The 15628-nt window shown below is 58.9% G+C and carries 13 protein-coding genes, 1 pseudogene and 1 riboswitch; of the genes and pseudogenes, 8 read left to right on the forward strand and 6 right to left on the reverse strand.

What is annotated here, in order from left to right:
• Positions 1–69 precede the first annotated feature (69 nt).
• Positions 70–840, forward strand: a complete 771-nt coding sequence (locus HP15_RS15645) for a class II aldolase/adducin family protein (protein WP_014578364.1) — start codon at positions 70–72, stop codon at positions 838–840.
• 18 nt (positions 841–858) lie between these two features.
• Positions 859–1455 carry an HD domain-containing protein gene (locus HP15_RS15650; protein WP_014578365.1) on the forward strand — a complete coding sequence of 199 codons (597 nt, stop codon included), beginning with the start codon at positions 859–861 and terminating at the stop codon, positions 1453–1455.
• A gap of 15 nt (positions 1456–1470) precedes the next feature.
• Here HP15_RS15650 and glnT read toward each other — a convergent pair whose 3' ends face one another.
• Positions 1471–2829 carry a type III glutamate--ammonia ligase gene (glnT, locus tag HP15_RS15655; RefSeq protein ID WP_014578366.1) on the reverse strand — a complete coding sequence of 453 codons (1359 nt, stop codon included), beginning with the start codon at positions 2827–2829 and terminating at the stop codon, positions 1471–1473.
• A gap of 154 nt (positions 2830–2983) precedes the next feature.
• Here glnT and HP15_RS15660 point away from each other — a divergent pair, with 154 nt between their 5' ends.
• The 3 genes from HP15_RS15660 to HP15_RS15675 all read left to right on the forward strand — a co-directional run bounded on the left by HP15_RS15660 (position 2984) and on the right by HP15_RS15675 (position 5975).
• Positions 2984–4015: an alpha/beta fold hydrolase gene (locus tag HP15_RS15660; RefSeq protein WP_014578367.1), complete on the forward strand. Its 1032-nt coding sequence runs from the start codon at positions 2984–2986 to the stop codon at positions 4013–4015.
• Between the two features lie 184 nt (positions 4016–4199).
• A riboswitch (guanidine-I (ykkC/yxkD leader) is annotated at positions 4200–4308 on the forward strand.
• 66 nt (positions 4309–4374) lie between these two features.
• A complete protein-coding gene (locus tag HP15_RS15670; RefSeq protein ID WP_008171002.1) occupies positions 4375–5190 on the forward strand; it encodes an ABC transporter permease in 816 nt (271 codons plus the stop codon).
• The gene (locus tag HP15_RS15675) at positions 5190–5975 is read left to right on the forward strand and encodes an ABC transporter ATP-binding protein (protein ID WP_014578369.1); all 786 of its coding nucleotides are present in this window, start codon (positions 5190–5192) and stop codon (positions 5973–5975) included. The genes HP15_RS15670 and HP15_RS15675 overlap by 1 nt, the downstream gene beginning before the upstream one ends.
• A 63-nt stretch (positions 5976–6038) precedes the next feature.
• Here the strand turns inward: HP15_RS15675 and HP15_RS15680 are convergent, their stop codons facing one another.
• From HP15_RS15680 to pedF, 3 genes are all read right to left on the reverse strand, one after another.
• The gene (locus HP15_RS15680; protein WP_014578370.1) at positions 6039–7814 is read right to left on the reverse strand and encodes a PQQ-dependent methanol/ethanol family dehydrogenase; all 1776 of its coding nucleotides are present in this window, start codon (positions 7812–7814) and stop codon (positions 6039–6041) included.
• A gap of 137 nt (positions 7815–7951) precedes the next feature.
• Complete coding sequence (locus HP15_RS15685) at positions 7952–8932, reverse strand: substrate-binding periplasmic protein (RefSeq protein WP_041645636.1); 981 nt, start codon at positions 8930–8932, stop codon at positions 7952–7954.
• 77 nt (positions 8933–9009) lie between these two features.
• Positions 9010–9438: a cytochrome c-550 PedF gene (gene pedF / locus HP15_RS15690; RefSeq protein ID WP_041645637.1), complete on the reverse strand. Its 429-nt coding sequence runs from the start codon at positions 9436–9438 to the stop codon at positions 9010–9012.
• Positions 9439–9804: 366 nt separating this feature from the next.
• On the opposite strand from pedF, the pseudogene HP15_RS15695 reads away from it, so the two are divergent.
• Positions 9805–11659: pseudogene (locus tag HP15_RS15695) on the forward strand (methanol/ethanol family PQQ-dependent dehydrogenase).
• A 68-nt stretch (positions 11660–11727) separates the two neighbouring features.
• On the forward strand, positions 11728–12381 hold the full coding sequence (locus HP15_RS15700; protein ID WP_014578375.1) for a pentapeptide repeat-containing protein: 654 nt from the start codon (positions 11728–11730) through the stop codon (positions 12379–12381).
• 12 nt (positions 12382–12393) lie between these two features.
• Here the strand turns inward: HP15_RS15700 and HP15_RS15705 are convergent, their stop codons facing one another.
• Together HP15_RS15705 and HP15_RS15710 are read right to left on the reverse strand one after the other, a co-directional pair.
• A complete protein-coding gene (locus HP15_RS15705) occupies positions 12394–13050 on the reverse strand; it encodes a response regulator (protein WP_014578376.1) in 657 nt (218 codons plus the stop codon).
• Positions 13047–14270: a sensor histidine kinase gene (locus HP15_RS15710; RefSeq protein WP_014578377.1), complete on the reverse strand. Its 1224-nt coding sequence runs from the start codon at positions 14268–14270 to the stop codon at positions 13047–13049. Before HP15_RS15710 ends, HP15_RS15705 begins: the two co-directional genes overlap by 4 nt.
• A gap of 163 nt (positions 14271–14433) precedes the next feature.
• On the opposite strand from HP15_RS15710, the gene HP15_RS15715 reads away from it, so the two are divergent.
• Positions 14434–15606, forward strand: a complete 1173-nt coding sequence (locus HP15_RS15715) for an ABC transporter substrate-binding protein (RefSeq protein ID WP_014578378.1) — start codon at positions 14434–14436, stop codon at positions 15604–15606.
• Positions 15607–15628 lie beyond the last annotated feature (22 nt).

Consider the following 15628-nt stretch of genomic DNA (forward strand, 5'->3'; position numbering starts at 1 on the left):
ACCATAAATAGGCCTAGACTCGGAGCTGATCCATTCCAACAACAACCGGACACCCCAGAGGTCACCCGAATGTCTGAACCCTTATCAATTCCGTCCAAGAAAGAACAGGTGAGTGCTGAAGAATGGCAACTGCGCGTTGATCTTGCCGCCGCCTACCGCCTGATTGCCCTCTACGGCTGGGACGATCTGATCTTCACGCATATTTCCCTGCGGATCCCCGGTGACGAGCACCATTTCCTGATCAATCCTTACGGCATGATGTTCGAGGAAATCACGGCCTCCAGCTTGGTGCGCATTGACCAGGAAGGGAACAAGGTCAACCCTGACGATTTCGACATCAACCCGGCCGGGTTCACCATTCACAGTGCCATCCATGCGATTCGTGAGGATGCCGCCTGCGTAATGCACACCCACACCACTGCCGGCGTGGCTGTCTCAGCGCAGAAGGAAGGATTGCTGCCGTTGTCCCAGCAGAGCCTGTTCCCGCTCTCGGGTCTTGCCTACCACGACTACGAAGGCGTGGCTCTGAGGGAAGACGAAAAAGCGCGCCTGCAGGCGGATCTGGGCAACGCCCGTTTCATGATCCTGCGCAACCACGGCCTGCTGACCACCGGGCCCAGCGTAGCCGAAGCCTTCCTGGGCATGTACATCCTCCAGCGTGCCTGCGAAGTCCAGATCCAGGCCATGTCCGGGGGCCAGCCGCTGGTGCAGATTCCGGACAGCATTCTCAGTTCGATCCGAGAACAGGCCAAGCAGGTCACCAAGGGTATGGGCGGCAACCTCGCCTGGCCGGGACTGCTGCGCAAGCTGGATCGCATTGATCCCGGTTTCAGAGATTAATTTCGGAGGAAATACAGCATGAGTGACGTCAATGCGCCCCAGGCGCAGTTCACCCATATGAAAGACGGCACGGCAGAGGACTGGCAGACCATCGCAAAGTCATTCGGACAGTTTGCCAAAGGGCTTCCGGACAGGATCCTGGAGCACCTCAAACTGCTGGAGGGCGATTTTGGCGGTTTTCCGGTCGACCGGCTGTCCCATTGCCTGCAGACGGCTACCCTGGCCTACCGGGATGGCAAGGATGACGAATACGTGGTCTGTGCGCTGCTACACGACATCGGCGACACCCTGGGCACCTACAACCACGCCGATGTGGCAGCCGTATTGCTGGAGCCCTTTGTCAGTGAAGCCAATCACTGGATGATAAAGCATCACGCCATCTTCCAGGGCTACTACTTCTTCCATTACCTGGGCATGGACCGGGACATGCGTAACGAATATCGGGATCACCCCCACTTCGAGCGCACCATCGAATTTGTCAGCAAATACGATTCCCCGGCCTTTGATCCCGAGGGCGAGACCCTGCCCCTCGAGTTCTTCGAACCCATGGTGCGCAAGGTCTTTGCCCAGCCGGTAAAGTCGCTTTACAAGGACGCCGAAACCGCCACGGAATAAGCCCCGGACGGGCTATCAGAACATCTTCAGGTAACGATCCACTTCCCAGGAAGAGACGTGGTTCTGATAGCTCTCCCACTCGCCTTTCTTGAAGTCGATGAAGCTGTTGAACATGGCTTCACCGAAGACTTCTTTCGCCAGCGGATCGGCCTCAAAGGCCTCCACCGCCTCGCCCAGGTTCCTCGGCAGATACTCGATGCCCTGCTCGGCGATTTCAGCATCGCTGTAGTTGTACATGTTCTCGTGGTGGGGTGCGCCCGCGTCCAGACCTTCACGGATGCCTTCCAGGCCCGCAGCCAGTATCAGTGCACTGCCAAGGTACGGATTGCAGGCAATGTCTGCGGCACGGCATTCGATGCGCCCGCCCATGCCGGGGATCCGGATCATATTGGTGCGGTTGTTGGAGCCATAACACATGAACACCGGTGCCCAGGTGGAACCGGACATGCTGCCCTGGCGAACGAGCCGTTTGTAGCTGTTCACTGTCGGCGCAATCACGGCACTGATGGCCGCGCCGTGTTTCAGCACACCTGCGGTGAAGTGATAGGCGATCTTGCTGATGCCGCAGTTGTGCAGATCGTCGCCCCTGGGTTCGAACAGGTTTTCGCCGGTTTTCAGATCCGCCAGCGACATGTTGTAGTGGGCGCCACTGCCGGTGCGGTCGGCAAAGGGCTTGGGCATGAAGCTCGCGAAAGCGCCATGTTTGCGGGCAATCTCATTGGCCATCATCCGGAAGAACACCAGGCGGTCGGACATGGTCAGTGCGTCGGCATATTTGAAGTCGGTTTCGAACTGGCCGTTGGCGTCTTCGTGATCAAACGAGTACACATCCCAGCCCAGCTCGTTCATGGCGTCTACCAGCTCATCCATGATGGGCAGGTTATCCATGAGCGTGCGGGGGTCGTAACAGGGCTTGCCCAGGTTGTCGCGATCACTCAGCGGGGCAAAGCCACCATCCTCGGTATCCCGGAACAGGAAGAACTCGGTTTCAATACCGAGATTGAAGCGATACCCCATATCGGCCGCCGCACTCAGCTGACGACGTAGAATATTCCGGGAACAGGCTTCGAAAGGCGTGCCGTTCAGGAACAGATTGCCCGGGAACCAGGCCAGCTGGCGATTCCAGGGGCAGATGGCCAGCCCATCGGCATCCGGCATGGAGGCGACCTCGTCGTCGGAGATATCCTGGGGCACGCCATCCAGGGCGGCGCCTGTGTAAAGCTCCGAGCCTTCCATCATTTGCCCCAGGTGAGCCACGGGCACGAACTTGCCTTTGGTCACACCGTGGATGTCCACGTAGCTGGCAATGGCGTATTTCACACCTTCCTCTGTGAGCTTCTCTTTCAGGGCCTGGGTGTTGGTCAATTCCGTCATCCTGTTTTTCTCCGGCCCGTCATGCGGGCAATCAGTTTGGGTTCTGGCACGTTTCTTTCTTTGTTTTTGCCATTCAACATACATGCCAGCGTGTATATATAAGAGCGAAGGCGACAGACTTCAGGCAAACAGTCAGCCTGAAAGAGAGGGGAAAATGGCGTCGAAGCAATGGCTTGTAGAAGATTACGAAGCAGGTGACCTGCCTCTGACTTCCGGCGAAACGTTGCACTCCGCGAGATTGCGGTACCACCGCATCGGCGAGCTGAATGCACCAAAAGACAACCTTATTATGCTGCCCACGTACTACGGTGGTGCAGCCGCGGGTAATCACCCGTGGGTTAGAGGCAACAGCCCCCTCGATCCGGATCGTTACTGCATCGTTATTCCCGCTTTGTTGGGCGCAGGCGAATCATCCTCACCCTCGAACACCGCCGGAGCACAGGGCGGCCCGGGCTTTCCTTCCGTGTCCCTGTATGACAACGTGATGCTACAAAAGCGGTTGGTGGAGGACATCTTCGGAGACGCCCGGATCGCGCTGGTGATGGGCTGGTCCATGGGCGGGATGCAGGCGCTGCAGTGGGGCTGTTTGTTTCCGACGCAGGTGCGCGCAGTGCTGGCCACCTGCTGCACCGCGCGGTGCTATCCCCACAACCGGGTATTTCTTGAGGGCGTAAAGGCGGCACTGACCTGTGACCACGCCTTCGAGAATGGCCGCTACCGGACTCCACCCGAACTCGGACTCCGGGCCTTCGGCCGGGTTTATGCGGGCTGGGCTTATTCCCAGGCGTTTTTCCGTCACGAGCTCTGGCGCGAACAGGGTTTTGGCTCCATTGAAGAGCTGCTGCGATTCTGGGAGCAGGATCATCTGGGCCAGGACGCCAATGATCTGCTCACCGTACTGAACACCTGGCAGAACGGCGATATCAGCGACAACCCCGTATTTGGCATGGATTACGAAGCGGCGCTCTCTGCCATTGCCATGCCTACCCGAATGATGCCCTGCACCACCGATCTCTACTTTACCGAGGAGGACGCCAGTGAGGATGGCCGCCGGATGCCCGGCGCAACCGTGGAATCGCTGGAATCGGACTGGGGCCACGTTGCCGGTGGTGCGGGCCGGGAGGCTCAAAGCCACAATCGCATCCTTGCGGCCGCCCGGGCCTTGCTCTCGGGAAAGGCGTCATGATCGAGCATCCGAACCTATGCCGCACCAACCCGGTGCATATTTTTGCCGATGCTTTTGCCGGGATGACCCGTTTTCGCCCGCTCTTCGGATCTGGCATGCCATCTGCACTGTTTCCGACTGACGGTTTTCAAAAACCCGATCCGTTCAAAGCACTGTTCACAACACCGCAGACAGAGCGACGGACAAAATGGGTGACTAGGGTTCCGGTCCGGGCAGTCAAGGTTCCCGGATGGCTGGTCCGAGAGTTACCGACCTCTGGGGAGGTTACACGGCGGGACAAAAGCCCGGGAGACTGAATCGCAAGGGACGTTGTTACCCGCGATGACCTTGCCGTGTTGTGTAACCAGAGGAGACGATTCATGCGAATGATCAACCATCACCCCGGGCGTGTTTCCGCTACCCTCTTGGGCCTGCTGCCCTTTCTGTTGATCATGCTCATCTACAGCTTGGCCTCCCAGGAGCGCCTGGCAGACAACCCCAACGACAAACTCCTTCCCGGCCTGGAGCAGATGACCGCGGCCGTGGATCGCATGGCTTTTCAGGAGGACCGTCGCAGCGGCGACTACCTGATGTGGCAGGACACGACCGCCAGTCTGGCGCGCCTTGGAATGGGCGTCGGTATCGCCGCCTCGCTGGCGCTGGTGGTCGGTATTCTCAATGGAGTGCTGCCACTGGTCAGGGCCAACCTTGCTCCTCTGGTTTCTGCCCTTTCCATGGTGCCGCCGCTGGCCATACTACCGATTCTCTTCATTGTGTTCGGGCTGGGCGAGCTTTCCAAAGTCATGCTGATCGTGATCGGCACTGCGCCCATCATGATGCGAGATGTGGCCCAGCGGGTCCGCGAACTTCCCGGCGAGCAACTGATCAAGATCCAGACTCTGGGCGCGAATTCCTGGCAAGTAATCACCCGCATGGCCCTGCCCCAGGTGCTGCCCCGCCTGATCGACGCCGTGCGCCTGAGCCTTGGCCCCGCCTGGCTGTTCCTGATTGCCGCCGAGGCGATTGCCTCCACCGAAGGCCTTGGCTACCGGATCTTCCTGGTGCGGCGCTACCTGGCCATGGACGTGATCCTGCCCTATGTCATCTGGATCACCATTCTCGCCATTGTTATCGACCAGTGCCTGCGTCTGGCAAACCGCAGGCTGTTCCCCTGGTACAACGCAGGAGGCCACTGATGAGCTTCATTACTGTCAACAATCTCTGGAAGGAATACGGCGATCAGGTGATCCTGGAGAACCTGAACCTGAGCGTGAAACAGGGCGAATTCTGCACCCTCGTGGGCGCCTCCGGGTGTGGCAAATCCACCTTCCTGAAAATGCTTCTGGGCCAGGAGACCCAGACCCGCGGCGAACTGCTACTGGAGGGCGAGGCCTTCCCCGGCGAGCCGGACCGGAACCGGGGTATCGTATTCCAGCGCTACTCGGTGTTCCCACACCTGACGGTGCGCCAGAACGTGCTAATGGGTCTGGAGCTGGAACAGAAACCCTGGCTGGGCAAGCTGTTCGGCGGCGCCCGCAAGGTAGCCCTCGAAAAAGTGGACGCCATGCTGGAGTCGGTGGGCCTGAGCCCATCGGCCAACAAATGGCCCCACGAACTCTCCGGCGGCATGCAGCAGCGGCTCGCGATAGCCCAGTCGCTGATCATGCGGCCACGGGTTCTGCTGCTGGATGAGCCTTTCGGCGCATTGGACCCCGGTATTCGCGGTGACATGCATGATCTTCTGTTGAAATTATGGCAGGAGACCGGTACCACCATCTTCATGGTGACCCACGATCTGAAGGAAGGTTTTTACCTGGGCACCCGACTGCTAGTGTTCGACAAGGTGCGCAACGATCCCCATGACCCACAGGCATTCGGTGCCACCATCACCTACGACTTGCCGATCGGGCAGACGGATCGAAAACTGTTCGAAGACATTCACCAGTCGGTCAGCGAGACAGCCCGTAATCAGGCCGCCTGATCTAACGGACAGCTCAATAAAAAAGGTCGCCCCAGGGCGACCTTTTTTGCACTTTGGCTTGGATCAGTTGCTGGCAACCCGATCCTTCGGCAGTTTGAAGGTCCAGACCATACCGCCCTGGTTGAAGTCCTTCACCACCTTGGCCACTTCGCCACCCCAGAGCGGAACCGCGCCGCCCCAGCCGGACGCCACAGAGACGTACTGCTCGCCGTCCATGGTCCAGGTGATGGGCGTGCCCACGACACCGGAACCGGTGTTGAAGCGGTAGAGCTCTTCGCCGGTCTTGGCATCAAACGCCTTCAGATGGCCCTCGGGCGTACCGGTGAACACCAGACCACCGGCCGTTGTCATCACGCCACCCCACAGCGGTGCGGTGTTCTCGTAACGCCAGACTTCCTCACCGGTTTTCGGATCCATGGCCCGAAGTACGCCGATGTAGTCATCGTTGGCCGGCTTGATGGTGAACCCTGCACCCAGGAACGCAGCGCCCTTCTTGTAGGAAACAGGCTCGTTCCAGATATCCATGGACCACTCGTTCGAGGGCACATAGAACAGACCGGTCTGCTGGCTGAAGGCCATTGGCATCCAGTTCTTGCCGCCCAGGAAGGCAGGCTGAGCCAGAACCATTTCACCCTTGCCACCTTCCATATCGGCAGGGTTGCCCGGGCGCCCGCCTTCGGCGTAAATCGGACGGCCGGTCTTCGGATCCAGGCCCTCTGCCCAGGTGATCTTGTCCACGAACGGGAAGCCACGAATAAAGTCGCCGTTCTCGCGGTTCAGTACGTAGAAGAACCCGTTACGGTCGGCGGTGGCCGCTGCTTTCACGGTCTTACCGTTCTCTTCGTAGTCGAAGGAGATCAGTTCGTTGACACCATCATAGTCCCAGCCATCGTTCGGGGTGGTCTGGAAGTGCCACTTGATGCTGCCGTCGTCCGGATCAATCGCCAGGCGGCTTGAGGAGAACAGGTTGTCGCCGGGACGCAGGTGCGAGTTCCAGGGCGCCGGGTTACCGGTACCAAAGAACAGAGAATCGGTGTCCGGATCGTAGGTGCCGCCCAGCCAGGTAGCCGCGCCGCCGTTCTTCCACATTTCGCCGGGCCAGGTCACGCCGGCCTTGCCACCGGAAATGCCGTTTTCGATCTTTTTGCCATCCTTGTAGACATAGCCCATATGGCCTTCTACCGTCGGACGGGTCCATACCAGATCACCAGTATTGGCATCGTAGGCTTCCACCTTGCCGACAATACCGAATTCACCACCGGAAACGCCGGTAATGACCTTGCCCTTGATGACCATGGGCGCGGCGGTGATTGCATAACCGGCCTGGTAATCGGCCACCTTCTTGATCCACATCGGCTTACCGGTGTCCTTGTTCAGGGCAACCAGTTTGGCGTCCAGGGTACCGAAGATCACCTTGTCGCCGTAGATGGCGGCACCGCGGTTAACCACGTCACAGCAGGGCATGATGCCATCGGGCAGGCGGGCATCGTACTGCCAGATTTCTTCGCCGGTTCTGGCATCGATGGCATAGATTCGGGAGTAGGAGGCGGTCACGTACATGACGCCGTCCTTGATCAGCGGCTGGGATTCCTGGCCGCGCATTTTTTCGCTGCCGAAGGAGAAAGCCCAGGCCGGCTGCAGATACTGAACGTTGCTGGTGTTCAGATCTTCCAGAATGCTATAGCGCTGTCCCTGGGTACCCATGCCATAGCTGACAATGTCTTCAGGGGTCTTGTGATCGTTGATGATGTCTTCGTCGGTTACCGCATGGGCCCCGTAGGAAACTGCCATGGCCAGGGCGCTGGCCGCAATGCGAATCCCGAACTTGTTGGTTCTCATGGTTGCGCTCTCCAAGTCTCTTGTTTTCAGTTCTCTTGAGTTCGTTTCAGGCCGAACCGGGAACTTTTCCCGCCTCTGATACGATTCTTCGCCTCGGGGGCAAAACCAACAATTGCTCGCCGGAACAGGTTTCCTCATCACTTGGTAGTACTACTCCCAAACTCCACGCCCCCTTCCGCCCGGGCGATGGCCTGTTCATCAAGGAACGCCCGGTAATAGCCCGGCACGCTGTAGCGAAGATTCTGGGCGGCCATCAGCTCGTTCATCTCGCCGGTTTTCACCAGCCTGTCGACGATGGCTTCGAGGGCATAACCCAGTTGCCGATGGGTATGCTTGATGGCCATACCGACATCCCACACCTGTTTGCCGATGCCCGGAAAACCGTTACTGGCCGCTTTGAACCCCTCGTTCTCGGGCTTTGCCAGTTCGTGATCAATCTCCGAACGCATGGCCATGACGGCACTCACCTCGCCCTTGCGCAGTGCCTCGAAGGCTTCAGCAACTTTGTGGTAGTGACGCACCTTGTCCCGCATGCGGCCGCCAAACGCGGAAGTCAGGTAAAAGTCGGGAAGGGTGTCGATCTCAACGCCGATCGGGTTGTACTGGAACACCGCCACGGTTTCGACGCTATCGAGCTTTTCGGGGTTGTAGGCAATCTGCCAGGTTTCCTGCTGATATGGGCCGAACAGAACGACCTGTTCGTTGATGTACTCGCCGGTGGAATCCTGCATGTAGGCGTAGGTCTTGTCGTACGGCACCCGGAGCATCACATCGGCGAGCCGCTGCTTGGCCAGGTAGTGCCCTTTCCAGACGTTGTTGCGCAGGTCGTCTCCGAGATTTTCATCGGGGATGATCCAGTGCACCTTGAATTCCACGCCCATTTCCTCGGCAATCCGTCGCCCGAGTTCAATGTCGATGCCCATGGGCTCACCATCGACCTCATAGGAATAAGGCGGGAAATTCTCGTAGACGCCGACTTTCAGATAGCCGGAGTCCAGGATGATGTCGTAGGTGCGCTCGGCAGGTCGGTTGAGGAGTTCGTTTCCGTCGTTAACCTCCTGGGCCAGGATCACCTGGGCGAACAGCAAAAGGGCGAGTATTCGAGACAGACTTTTCATTGTTTTCTCCCAACGACGAAGGGCCGGCACAGGGCCGGCCCGAGTTCAGGCATTCGTTCCGATCGGAATGGTGTTCATCACTCCGGCTTGGGTAGAGATTCCACATAGGTGCGGATAGCCCACATGGCGTTCTGGTCCATGCTCTTTTTCCAGGACGGCATGCCACGATCGGTGCCATTCATCACCCGGCCGATGTAGTACTCGTCATCCCACTCGGTCAGTTCGCGAAGATCCGGCGTGAGACCGCCGGACATCGCCCGGATGCCATGGCAGGCGGCACAGTTTCCCGCGTAGGCACTCTCACCGATTTTGATGGCCTGAGCGTTGAACTCGCCAAACTCGTTACCTTCGCGGAAAGGATTCTCTGCGCGGACGTCATCCCCCAGTTCCGGCAGATTGCCCGTATCCACTTCCTGTGGTGTGACATTGCCGTGCGCGATAGCAAAGCCGGCCAGGCCAAGCATGGCCGAAGCCACGATTGCTTTGAGTGAAAAGGACATTGCCATTGGTCTTACCTCTGTTATTGGATTCCCCGTGGTTGGCTATTGGATTTGTCAGTTGCCAACTTGCTGATCTCCAGTCTAGGAATCCCCTTCTCCAATCCGAATGCCACTTTGGGGTTTTTGACTTAGTTCCTTGGTAGTAGATGGTTGGAGCGAAGGCCAAAGCACGAGCCCCCTCAGCAAGAACGGAAAACCGACCAACTTTCATGAAGAAGGCTGCGGTTCGGGAATTTTTCCCGGTTTTTACGGATTTTTTCCCGCACTGGAAGTGGGTTTTTCCGTCGCCATCAAAGTCCGCCTGCGCCAATACTCGGGGCGTCGATGCCATGGGCAAGACAATGGTTACAACAAAAACCAAGGGGAAAGACTATGAACATCAAGACACGCAAACACCCGCTGCTTCGCGGGATCGGATTGGCCCTGGCTCTGAGCTCAGCGGCCGGACTGGCCAGCCAGGTTCACGCCAAAGACGTGACCTGGGACGACATTGCCAATGACGCGCAAACACCTGAGAACGTTCTCGGATACGGCATTGGCCCCAAGGCACAACGCTACAGCCCCATGACCACCATTAACCGGGATAACGTCGAGCGCCTGGTTCCAGCGTGGTCGTTCTCATTTGGCGATGAAAAGCAGCGGGGCCAGGAATCCCAGGCACTGGTTCATGATGGTGTGGTCTATGTTACTGGCTCCTACTCTCGCCTTTTCGCCCTGGACGCCAAGACCGGTGAGCGTCTCTGGGAATACTCCCATCGCCTTCCCGAGGGTATCCGTCCCTGCTGCGACGTGGTCAACCGAGGCGCAGCCATTTTCGGTGACAAGGTGTTCTTTGGCACCCTGGATGCCGGCATCGTTGCCCTGAACAAAGACACCGGCAAAGTTGTGTGGCGAGAAAAGTTCGCTGACCATGAAGCCGGATACACCATGACCGGCGCCCCCACTCTGGTAAAAGATCAAAAAAACCGGCAAGGTACTGCTGATTCACGGCTCCTCCGGTGATGAATTCGGCGTTGTCGGAAAGCTGTTTGCGCGGGATCCCGATACCGGCAAGGAAATCTGGATGCGCCCGTTCGTTGAAGGCCACTATGGCCGCCTGAACGGCGAAAAGAGCACCCCCACCGGCGACCCCCGCGCACCCAGCTGGCCGGATGACCCCAACACCGAAACCGGCAAGGTCGAGGCCTGGAGTCATGGCGGCGGTGCCCCCTGGCAAAGCGCCAGCTTTGACGCGGAAACCAATACCATCATCATTGGTGCCGGCAACCCCGCGCCCTGGAATACCTGGAAACGCACATCCCCCGGCGGTGACCCTGCCGACTACGACAATTTGTACACCTCCGGCCAGGTGGGTGTAGACCCCACTACCGGCGAAGTGAAGTGGTTCTACCAGCACACGCCGAACGATGCCTGGGACTTTTCCGGCAACAACGAGCTGGTGCTGTTTGAGTACGACGAGAACGGCGAAACTGTCAAAGCCACGGCCCATGCCGACCGCAACGGTTTCTTCTACGTGGTTGACCGTGAGAATGGCGAATTCAAGAAAGGCTTCCCGTTCGTGGACAACATTACCTGGGCCGAGCGCATTGGCGACGATGGCCGCCCTGTGGAGAGGAAAGGTCAGCGTCCGCCACCGGTAGCACAGGGTGAGACCCGAGGCGAAGCCATTGAGGTATCTCCGCCTTTCCTCGGCGGCAAGAACTGGAACCCCATGGCTTACAGCCAGGATACAGGACTGTTCTACGTGCCCGCGAACCACTGGAAAGAGGATTACTGGACTGAAGAGGTCACCTACAAGAAAGGTGCCGCTTACCTCGGCCAGGGCTTCCGCATCAAGCGCATGTACGACGACCACGTGGGTATCCTTCGCGCCATGAATCCCCTCACTGGCGAGATCGAGTGGGAGCACAAGGAACGGTTGCCACTCTGGGCCGGCGTACTGACTACCAAGGGTGGCCTGGTGTTCACCGGTACCGGTGACGGCTTCCTGAAGGCGTTCGATGCTGAAACCGGAGAAGAGCTGTGGAAGTTCCAGACCGGCTCGGGAATCATCTCCTCTCCGATCACCTGGGAGATGGACGGCGAGCAGTACATCGGCGTTGCCTCCGGCTACGGCGGCGCGGTTCCTCTCTGGGGCGGCGACATGGCCGAACTGACCAAGCCCATTTCCCAGGGCGGGTCATTCTGGGTCTTCAAGATGCCCTCCTGGGCACAAGCCTCCCGTTAACCATCCTCCGGACTGGGTCTGGCAATTCGCCAGGCCCCTTTTTCCACCCGGGATTCAGGAGTGAAATCATGAGACCTGTTATTAGCGCCTCGCTTTTATTATTCATTGCCCCGGCACTGGCCGGCGATTATATGGCCGAACTGGATCAAGTCCCCGTTATCAACGGCTGCAAACTGGAGAGGGAGGCCAGCTGTGCTGGCGCCGACCTGCAGGGAGCGGATCTGTCGAATATGGATCTGCGTTCCGCCAACTTCCGCGGTGCCAACCTGTCTGGCGCCAACCTAAGCCATACCAGCCTTCGGGGTGCCAACCTTGACGGGGCGAACCTTAACGACGTCACCGGATACCGCCTGCAGGTTTATCGGGCCAGCATGCGGGGCGCGTCGTTGAGGAATGCCCGGTTACAGGGTATGCAGGGGGAATATCTGTTCGCCCAGGGTGCGGACTTCAGCGGAGCAGATCTGTCTGGCGCCAACTTCGACTTCTCCCGTTTTTCCGGGGCCACCCTGGTAAACGTCAACATGCCTTTTAGCAGTTTCGAGATTTCCTGGCTGCCCAAGGCGAACCTGGAGGGAGCCAACATGAGCGGGGCAAATCTTCAGGAAGCCAAGCTGGGGCTGGCCAACCTGGCTGATGCCGACCTGACCGGAACCCGTATCCACTATGCCACCTTCGAGGGCACCCATATGGAGGGCTGCACGGCCTGTCCCTTTGACTGGTAAACCTGGGCGGGCTCAGACCCGCCTTGCTTCCTCCAGCTGACCGTAGCGAATGAGGCCTGCATCCACGGCCAGATGAATCAGCTCCACAGACGACGACACCTGAAGCTTGCTTTTCAGGCCGGCCAGATGGTTGGAAACTGTTTTACTGCTGACACACAACCGCTCGGCGATTCCACCGAGACTTTCACCTCTGGCGTACATCAGCAATACCTCCATCTCCCGCTGGGTCATATCCCTGAGCCGGTGATCGACGGGCCGCTCCTGATTCATGGCCAGCCGGGTCGCAATCGGATGTTCGATATAGGGCTGCCCGGCAGCGACCCGCTTCACCGCTTCTGCCAGTTCCTCGGGTGCGCAGCTCTTGGACACAAACCCTAAACCACCAACATCCAGGGCCTGCCTTACCATTGGCAGCTCATCATGCATGGTAAAAAACAGGATAGCCGCCCCTCGCCAGCGCTGGCGCAGTCGACGCCCAACTTCCAGACCGGAGATGTCGGGGAGCCCCATATCAAGCAGCACCACGTCCGGTCGCAACTCGCCATATCGGGCAACCGCGTCCTGACCGTTCTCGACTTCCGTAATCGCAACTGCTGGCAACATTGAGCGCAATAGATTGGCAATGCCCTGACGGACCACCTGGTGATCATCCACAATCATCAGTTTCATAAAACACCTCCGGTATTCGGGCTGAGCGGCACGGCAAGCCGAATGCGAGTTCCCTCGCCCATCCTGCTCAGAAACCTGACCTCAGCACCCAAACAGCGGGCGCGCTCACACATGGAGCGCACGCCGAGACCCGCATTGCCGGGTAGCTGATCATTGCCGACTCCGTCATCACGCACCTCAATGCTCAGCTCGTTGTCTTTGCGGGCAACCGCCAGCGTGGCGCAGGACGCGTTGGCATGTCGGGAAACATTGTTCAGGGCTTCCTGCAGAAATCGGTAAAGGTGGGTTTGCTGCTCGCCGGTAAATTCAGGCAGGCGCTCGTCCATGGCCAGGCGACATTCAAGCCCGCTGAGCTGCTGCCATTGCTCGGCCAGGTGACGGATTGCGCTGCCAAGACCCAGTTGCTCCATCACCAGCGGATGCAAATCCTGCAACAGGTGCCGAAAATGTTTCTGGATGGTCTCGCAGTGTTCCGCCAGATCCCTGGCCTGCTGTTTCTGTCGGTCACCCAGGTCCGGATCGTAGAGCAGACTGCGGGCCTGAGCCCGAATTCCGGTCAGGTACTGTCCCAGATCGTCGTGCAGTACCCGAGCGATGTGTTCCCGCTCCCGATCCTGCAACTGCAGCAGTTCGTTAAGGAGCCGGCCAACAGTCTGCTGTTCAGACTCGAGCGCATCGGCCATGGAATTGAACCGGCACACCAGCGCATCCAGTTCCTGCTCGCCCTGACGCGGCAGCCTGGAAGTCAGCTGGCCCGCGGATACCGCTCCCATGGCCTCGGACAGACTGGCAAGCGTGCGCACACCTCGCCGGACCATCACGAACAGCGCCAAAAAACACAAGCCCATACCGATTGCATAAGCACCCGAGATCAGCAGGAACCCTTCCCAGATTTCCTCAACCTCGTCGGCGGGATCAACCTGCCAGCCATTGACCACTGGTCGGGAGGATTCTCCGGCAATCAGGGCTGAGAACCAGACTGGTACTTCTCCCTCGGAACCGGATCCCACACCACCCGCCGGGGTCAGGTGGCGCATGCCGCTGACTGCGGAGCCCGGAAGACCGGCGGGGTTTCCCAGGCTCTGTGCCAGGCCGGCAACACCGTCGAGCTCACGCTGGACATCGTGTCGGGCCTGCTGGGTGTAGAGAAGCGCTCCAATCAGATAGATCAGGAGGAAAACTGCCAGCATCAACAGGGAAATCTTCCGATATACGGTCATTGTTTTTATCCGTTGCGGGTAAACAGCATTTCTACCTCCATGCTAAAGCCGCCAGTTTTCACAGGAATAGTTCTTTAGTACCGCCACTTTCCTACTTTCTGAATATTTCCGGGACTTTTTCCCTTCTCTAAGCTGGAAGCACAACAACAAACCGGAGAATCCCATGTCTTTTCTTTCCCGGACAGCGGCCACTTCACTGATCACACTGGCGGTGGCAAGCCCACTTCAGGCTGAGAGCCTCGATGTGCGGATTGGCTATCTGCAGTGGGTTCCGGATCAGGGGCCGGTGCTTTCCAACGTCATTCCCGAACCGGAAGATGCCGGCCTGCGAGGCGCCGAACTGGCCATTAACGACAACAGCACCACCGGCAAGTTTCTGGGCCAGACCTACTCACTTCAGAGTGACGTTGCCGATTCGGAAGAGGCCGCCATCGCAGCCTTTGATGCCATGCGCGAGAACGGTTTGGACCTGTTTGTGGTGAACGCGCCTGCCTCGACCCTGAAAATCCTCACCGAGAAGGCCGGCGACAACACACTGATCTTCAACGCCGGTGCCAAGGACGATGCCCTGCGCACCGGCCAGTGCCACGTGAACCTGCTGCACACCATGCCCAGCTATTCGATGCTTACCGATGCCCTCGGCCAGTGGCTGAACCAGCGACGCTGGGATGAGGTGTTCCTGATTACCGGGCCAACCGAAGCCGACAAAGGCTGGGCCGATGCCTTCCGCCGTTCAGCGAAGCGCTTCGGGCTGGAGATCGTCGAAGACAAGCCCTGGACCTTTGACGCCGACCTGCGCCGAACCGCCTCGAAGGAGCTGCCGCTATTCACCCAGGCCAGCGATTACGACGCCGTGGTGGTCGCCGATGTGCGTGGTGATTTCGGCGAATACGTGCCCTTCAACACCTGGCTGCCACGCCCGGTGGTAGGGACCCAGGGCATGGCACCGGTCACCTGGCACCGGGTCGTTGAGAGCTGGGGGGCGGCGCAATTGCAGAACCGTTTTCGTGAACTTGCCGATCGGGACATGAACAGCGAGGACTACGCTGCCTGGGCCGCTATTCGCTCCATCGGTACCGCCGTCACCGACCTGAACTCCGTAAATCCCACTGAGATTCGAAACTTCCTGTTCAGCGACAAATTCCAGCTGGCCGCTTTCAAGGGCCGCAAGGTTACTTTCCGGGACTGGAACGGCCAGATGCGACAGCCCATCCCGCTGGTTCACCCCAGAGGCCTGGTTTCCACCGCACCGTTCGAAGGCTTTCTTCACCCGAACACCGAACTCGACACCCTCGGCTTTGACCGGCCAGAGAGCGAGTGCCGGATCAACGGCTGAGCCATGGGTTGCCAACGTTCAA

It is taken from the genome of Marinobacter adhaerens HP15 (assembly GCF_000166295.1).
GTDB classification, from domain to species: Bacteria; Pseudomonadota; Gammaproteobacteria; order Pseudomonadales; family Oleiphilaceae; genus Marinobacter; species Marinobacter adhaerens.

Excerpts from the sequence above, each read along its gene's own strand:
- HP15_RS15685 (WP_041645636.1), bottom strand. The coding sequence starts at position 8,932 with ATGAAAAGTCTGTCTCGAATACTCGCCCTTTTGCTGTTCGCCCAGGTG.
- HP15_RS15700 (WP_014578375.1), top strand. The coding sequence starts at position 11,728 with ATGAGACCTGTTATTAGCGCCTCGCTTTTATTATTCATTGCCCCGGCA.
- pedF (WP_041645637.1), bottom strand. The coding sequence starts at position 9,438 with ATGGCAATGTCCTTTTCACTCAAAGCAATCGTGGCTTCGGCCATGCTT.
- HP15_RS15660 (WP_014578367.1), top strand. The coding sequence starts at position 2,984 with ATGGCGTCGAAGCAATGGCTTGTAGAAGATTACGAAGCAGGTGACCTG.
- HP15_RS15710 (WP_014578377.1), bottom strand. The coding sequence starts at position 14,270 with ATGACCGTATATCGGAAGATTTCCCTGTTGATGCTGGCAGTTTTCCTC.
- HP15_RS15705 (WP_014578376.1), bottom strand. The coding sequence starts at position 13,050 with ATGAAACTGATGATTGTGGATGATCACCAGGTGGTCCGTCAGGGCATT.
- HP15_RS15715 (WP_014578378.1), top strand. The coding sequence starts at position 14,434 with ATGTCTTTTCTTTCCCGGACAGCGGCCACTTCACTGATCACACTGGCG.
- HP15_RS15675 (WP_014578369.1), top strand. The coding sequence starts at position 5,190 with ATGAGCTTCATTACTGTCAACAATCTCTGGAAGGAATACGGCGATCAG.
- HP15_RS15645 (WP_014578364.1), top strand. The coding sequence starts at position 70 with ATGTCTGAACCCTTATCAATTCCGTCCAAGAAAGAACAGGTGAGTGCT.
- HP15_RS15680 (WP_014578370.1), bottom strand. The coding sequence starts at position 7,814 with ATGAGAACCAACAAGTTCGGGATTCGCATTGCGGCCAGCGCCCTGGCC.
- HP15_RS15670 (WP_008171002.1), top strand. The coding sequence starts at position 4,375 with ATGCGAATGATCAACCATCACCCCGGGCGTGTTTCCGCTACCCTCTTG.
- glnT (WP_014578366.1), bottom strand. The coding sequence starts at position 2,829 with ATGACGGAATTGACCAACACCCAGGCCCTGAAAGAGAAGCTCACAGAG.
- HP15_RS15650 (WP_014578365.1), top strand. The coding sequence starts at position 859 with ATGAGTGACGTCAATGCGCCCCAGGCGCAGTTCACCCATATGAAAGAC.